Origin of the sequence: Alteromonas sp. AO-Serp (assembly GCF_017849675.1) — a bacterium.
Classification (GTDB): Bacteria; Pseudomonadota; Gammaproteobacteria; order Enterobacterales; family Alteromonadaceae; genus Alteromonas; species Alteromonas macleodii.
Genome location: NZ_JAFLMX010000049.1, coordinates 1 through 5,675 on the forward strand (window position 1 = coordinate 1; position 5,675 = coordinate 5,675).

The 5,675-nt window shown below is 43.8% G+C and carries 6 protein-coding genes; all 6 read right to left on the bottom strand.

All coding sequences use genetic code 11. From position 1 onward, the window contains the following. Nucleotides 1-181 precede the first annotated feature (181 nt). The 6 genes from QVA83_RS04335 to QVA83_RS04360 all read right to left on the bottom strand — a co-directional run bounded on the left by QVA83_RS04335 (nucleotide 182) and on the right by QVA83_RS04360 (nucleotide 5,629). A complete protein-coding gene (locus QVA83_RS04335; protein ID WP_287498152.1) occupies nucleotides 182-1,177 on the bottom strand; it encodes a peptidylprolyl isomerase in 996 nt (331 codons plus the stop codon). A 124-nt stretch (nucleotides 1,178-1,301) separates the two neighbouring features. After that, nucleotides 1,302-2,393: a redox-regulated ATPase YchF gene (gene ychF, locus QVA83_RS04340; RefSeq protein WP_156078175.1), complete on the bottom strand. Its 1,092-nt coding sequence runs from the start codon at nucleotides 2,391-2,393 to the stop codon at nucleotides 1,302-1,304. Between the two features lie 41 nt (nucleotides 2,394-2,434). Then, nucleotides 2,435-3,016: an aminoacyl-tRNA hydrolase gene (pth, locus tag QVA83_RS04345; RefSeq protein ID WP_014949010.1), complete on the bottom strand. Its 582-nt coding sequence runs from the start codon at nucleotides 3,014-3,016 to the stop codon at nucleotides 2,435-2,437. 5 nt (nucleotides 3,017-3,021) lie between these two features. Beyond that, a complete protein-coding gene (locus QVA83_RS04350) occupies nucleotides 3,022-3,654 on the bottom strand; it encodes a 50S ribosomal protein L25/general stress protein Ctc (protein ID WP_014976150.1) in 633 nt (210 codons plus the stop codon). Between the two features lie 366 nt (nucleotides 3,655-4,020). Next, complete coding sequence (ahr, locus tag QVA83_RS04355) at nucleotides 4,021-5,022, bottom strand: NADPH-dependent aldehyde reductase Ahr (RefSeq protein ID WP_156078176.1); 1,002 nt, start codon at nucleotides 5,020-5,022, stop codon at nucleotides 4,021-4,023. Nucleotides 5,023-5,146: 124 nt separating this feature from the next. Continuing rightward, nucleotides 5,147-5,629: a ribose-phosphate pyrophosphokinase gene (locus QVA83_RS04360; RefSeq protein WP_287498153.1), complete on the bottom strand. Its 483-nt coding sequence runs from the start codon at nucleotides 5,627-5,629 to the stop codon at nucleotides 5,147-5,149. Between the last annotated feature and the right edge of the window lie 46 nt (nucleotides 5,630-5,675).

Below are 5,675 nucleotides of genomic sequence, written 5' to 3' on the forward strand. Positions count from 1 at the left end.
CTACGTAGCCTTGCTATTCTCTTCCCTCTCAGGAAGTGGCGCGTATTATGCGTATATGACTGGCAACCGTCAACCCCTTTTTTACTAACTTTTTTTAAATGCTCATTAAGTGTGCGCATTAGGGCGAAATACGCACAAAAAGCCGTGAATTTGAACAACTTGCACGAAATAAGTTAGCAATTTACCACGCTTTGTCGCTTGTTTTTGTTTGGTAATAACACACGTCAATTGGGCGCGGACCATAGGTATTGTCATGAAAAAACGGGTTATCTAAGTTTTTTCCTGTATTCGTTCGTTTTTTATATTCTTCGTGATGCGGCGTTTGTAAGAAATAAGGTGCCGCGTTGTTTGCATGCACAAAAGCCTGCTTAATTTTGCTTTCTTGCGTTATATCATCTAGAACGCCACCTCTGTCCATATTTCCTCGCGGCAACTTTTGAAGCACATCCATACCGTGCAGTACGCGACCAACGACCGACATATTTCTGTCTAAGTGTCGTGGTGCTTGCCCAATCACAATATAAAATTCCGTACTGGCCGTATCTTTCTCGCTATTGCGAGCAAAAGCCACAACACCTGGGCAGTGGAGCCCCCACATTTCTTTACGGCTTTGATCAATGCCTACTGGAAAGCCATCTAAAAAGCCGGTGTTAGGCGCAAACATATCTTTGCTCTCAACTACATTGACATTGCTATTGAGCGGTTGGGTAAATTCAGCGTTGATTGGCTTAAGCAGTGTCGGCGGAAATTTTGAGGCATCGTGAGTATCGTTACTGCCTGCTTGTGCCACAAACCCGTCTACTACACGATAAAATGCTTGTTCGTTATAAAAGCCTGCGTCTATTAAACTTTTAAATCTGGCCACATGTTTCGGCGCAAGGGCAGGGTGAAGCGCAATAACCACATCACCATACGCTGTTTTAAACGTCACAGTATTACTGTGACGTACTTGATACCAACTGGCGGTGTTACTCGCTATTGCTGGCGTCTTTTCAACAGCGTCGCTATTGATTTGTGAATTTACAGGGTTAGTTTGGGGGGCACTGGCAAAAGAAAAATTAGCCAGGCTTAACAAGCACAACACTTTAATTGAGGTTCTTAATACTGAAAATCGTTTGGCGTGCTGTGATTTGCTGCAAGTTAAAGGGCGTGAAGCGCAAAGCTGATTAATAGTCATTACAAAAGCCGTTAGTTTTTTACTAGTTATATCAGGCCTATGTGCGCTTCACAATTATTCGCTAGAAACAAAAAAGCCACCTTGCGGTGGCTTTAGTAAACAGTGCTAATTTCTACAATAGAAATTACACGTTAAAGCGGAAGTGAATAACGTCACCGTCTTTAACAATATAGTCTTTACCTTCTAAACGCCATTTGCCTGCGTCTTTCGCACCTTGCTCGCCATTGAACTCAACGAAGTGATCGTAGCCTACGATTTCAGCGCGAATGAAGCCTTTTTCGAAGTCGGTGTGAATTTTACCTGCCGCTTGTGGTGCAGTTGAGCCTTCAGGGAAGGTCCACGCACGTACTTCTTTTACGCCTGCAGTAAAATAGGTTTGTAGCGTAAGAAGACTGTAACCCGCACGAATTACGCGGTTAAGACCTGGCTCTTCTAGACCCATGTCTTGCATAAACTCTTCGCGTTCGTCGTCTTCAAGCTCAGCAATATCAGACTCGATTGCCGCACACACTGCAACTACAGTGGCATTTTCGCCTGCTGCAATTTCTTTAACCTGATCAAGATATGGGTTGTTTTCAAAACCGTCTTCATTCACGTTTGCAATGTACATGGTTGGCTTAAGGGTAAGCATGTGCATGTAGCTGATTGCCGCAAGCTCTTCTTTAGTCAGCTCAAGTGAACGTAGTAACAAGCCTTCGTCTAGGTGCGGCTTAATCTTCTCAAGCACTTTCATTTCGTACTTGGCATCAGCATCGCCACCTTTTGCGCGCTTAGCAACACGGTGAAGTGCTTTTTCTGTTGTTTCTAAGTCGGCAAGTGCAAGCTCGGTGTTGATAACATCGATATCGTCTTTAGGGCTAACGCGACCTGCAACGTGAACAATGTTCTCATCATCAAAACAGCGTACTACGTGACCAATAGCGTCAGTCTCACGGATGTTAGCAAGGAATTTGTTTCCTAAACCTTCACCTTTAGAGGCACCTTCAACCAAGCCAGCAATATCTACAAATTCCATGGTAGTAGGAATAACGCGCTGAGGTTTTACGATTTCAGCCAACTTGTCCAAACGAAGATCTGGCACAGGAACAACACCTGTGTTTGGCTCGATAGTACAAAACGGGAAGTTTGCCGCTTCAATACCTGCTTTAGTTAATGCATTGAAAAGTGTTGATTTACCTACGTTTGGTAGGCCAACAATACCGCATTTAAAACCCATGGTATGGATCCTTAGTTTGGAAAAGTGATAACTGGCTAGGTTTACCCTTTGTGCGAGTGTAACCTGTTTTGTGCTTGCTTAAGGTCTTCTTTCAGCAAAATTTCTGTACAGCGTACCGCTTCATCGATGGCACTTTCAATGGCTGCTTTTTCTTCTGCTGGTGGTTTTCCAAGAACATGGCCGGTAACGCGGCTTTTATGACCTGGATGACCAATACCTATGCGCAAACGCAAAAAATTCTTGTTGTTACCCATTTTAGCCACAATGTCACGTACGCCATTTTGACTAGAGCTTCCGCCCACTTTGTATTTTGCAACACCTGGGGGTAAATCTAATTCGTCAAACGCTACTAATATTTGTTCTGGTTCTATGCGGTAAAAGTTAGCCAGTGCTGCTACGGCTTGTCCACTTTTATTCATAAAGGTAGTGGGGTAGAGCAAACGGATATCTTTGCCTGCAACTGTAATGCGAGCAGTTTTACCGAAGAATTTGGTTTCTGGTTTTAGCGGGGCGTTGTAGGTGTCGGCTAGTTGGTTGAGAAACCATTCACCGGCATTGTGTCGGGTATTTTCATATTCGGGGCCTGGATTACCCAGACCCACGATAAGGCGGATATCAGCCAAGAGGATTATTCCTCAGAAGCTGCTTCTTCGCCGTCTTCTTCTGCGTCAGCCGCTTTAGGAGCAGGCTTAACAGTTACAACCGCTAGGTCGTGAGCTTCGTCGTTCTTCGCAAGTTCTACTGAAGAAACGCCAGCTGGAAGAGTTAGGTCAGAAAGGTGTAGCGTTTGACCCATTTCAACACCAGCCATATCTACTTCGATGAACTCAGGAAGGTTCTTAGGTAGACAAGTAACTTCGATTTCAGTTACGTGGTGCTCAGCAATACCGCCAGCTTTAACAGCAGCAGATTTCTCTTCATTTACGAAGTGAAGTGGTACGTTAGTGTGAACGTCTTGACCAGCGATTACACGTTGGAAGTCAATGTGTGTGATCTTTGGCTTGAACGGGTGACGTTGCATATCTTTAACTAGAACTTCAACAACTTTACCGTCAAGGTTAATCTCAAGAACGTGAGAATAAAACGCTTCAAAGTCAGCAGAGTTGTTTACTTTGTTATGATCTAGTGTGATAGAAACTGGTGCTTCTTCACCACCGTAGATGATACCAGGAAGCTTATCTTCGCGACGTAGGCGGCGGCTCGCACCTTTCCCTAGGTCTGTACGAACAGAAGCGTCTAGTTTGAAATTTGCTTCAGACATTGTCTGTCTCCAAAAATATAAGTCTAATAATGTGGATTTTTGCGACCAAAACCCACGGTAAAATGATGTGAATTACGTTAAAAAGTAATTTTCTATGCGCAATAAAACACCAGCCCAAAATTCAAGGGCGGCGAATTCTAACACCACCTACCAAAACATACAATTACAAAGGCGGATAAAATATCCAGCTAAGCAAATGCAAGTATTTGCGTTACTCACAATAAAAGAAGCGCACCTTGGCGCGCTTCTATCATATTTATAGAAAAAAGCATTTTGTTAAGACTAACTTGACCGCTAATTGTCTCTTTCCAAAGGCTCAATAAGATCAACAGGCCTTAGGAACATAGCAACTTTTTACACAAGCGTTTACTTCGTCAGCACCACTCTGTAATGGGCTTTACCGTCTCTTAGTCGCGCAATTGCCTCATTTACGTCTTCAAACTTGAAGGTTTCGGTCACTGGTTCAATATTGTGATGTGCTGCGAAATCTAGCATGGTCTTAATGGTCGCGGGGCTTCCTACTGGCGAACCCGACACGCTTTTTTGACCACCAATTAGGTTAAATGCACCAATATCTAGGGGTTCAAGGGTGGCGCCTACAAAGTGAAGTCGGCCTTTCGGTGCCAATGTAGATAGGTACAAATTCCAGTCTAGCTTCACATTTACGGTTGAAATAATTAAGTCAAACCGACCGCGCGCTTTTTTAATTTCGTCTTCATCACGGCTATTAATTGTATCTGATGCACCTAGCTCTAGCGCTTCCTTCTTTTTAGATTCGCTTGAAGTGAACGCAACTACCTTACATCCCCACGCATTTAAAAATTGCAGGGCAAGATGACCCAGGCCGCCAATACCAACTACACCCACTTCACTGGTAGGACTAATACCAAACTGGACTAATGGGTTGAAGACGGTAATACCTCCGCAAAAAAGAGGGCCTGCCTTTGTGCTATCGATAGCATCGGGAAGGGGAATAACGGCACGTGCTTGGGCGCGGACTTTATCTGCAAATCCACCGTGACGACCACCTATGGTCATCGTAGCATCGGCACACAGGTTATGATCGCCTTCTTCGCAGGTTCTACAACTATTGCAGTAGCCTGAATGCCAGCCTAAACCGACACGCTGTCCCACCTTAAGTGACGTTACATGTTCACCTATTTGGCTAATTGTGCCGACAACCTCGTGACCAGGCACAAAGGGATATTCTGTCATGCCCCATTCATTATCGAGCATGCTTAGGTCGCTGTGGCAGATACCACAGCTTTCAACGTCTATTTCAACGTCATGTGAGCCAAGCTTACCGGGGTCGTATTGAAACTTTTCTAGTTTTCCACCCGCTTCTTTAGCGGCATATGCATTTATCATCAATAACCGTCCTTTTAAGTGTTGCTACGCAACATTAACGCGTAAGCAAAAATTCTATAATTGCTAAATCGCTAGCTTAATTACCTTTATAAGTAATTTGCTACACGCATAGCTACATTCACGATCATTGTGTTTGCAGGTTATCAATGACTTTACTGGTATCGAGTACTTTAACGCTTGATACTTGAAGTACCGTACCGAATTGCGTAAAGGTCATCATATCAGGTTTAGGCGTACCTTTAACTTCCACAACAAGGCCGTTCTTTTGATAAGTTTCATCTAAACCATGTAGCGTATAGCGATCGCCGTTTTCAGCAATAAAAGCATAAAAACCGCCTTCGAGATCTTTATAAATAATACTGCCCTTCATGGTGACTTCACCTTTTGCATTATCTTCTACGGCTTCAGCCTGAGTAACTGGTTCGGCTACCAGTTCCTTGGGCATAGAACTCTTATCATTAGCTTGAACTGTGGAAGATTCTTCTTTCATCTCAGTTCCCTGTTTCTCGAGATCTGCTTGCTTCACTGAGTCGTTATCTCCAGAGCAGCCTGCTGTATTTAAAAGGGCAGCAACTACTGCAACAAGGCATAGTGTTTTTGTTTTCATTTTATGTCCTTCATAGTAGTTTTAACGCGCAACAATTCTTAACGTT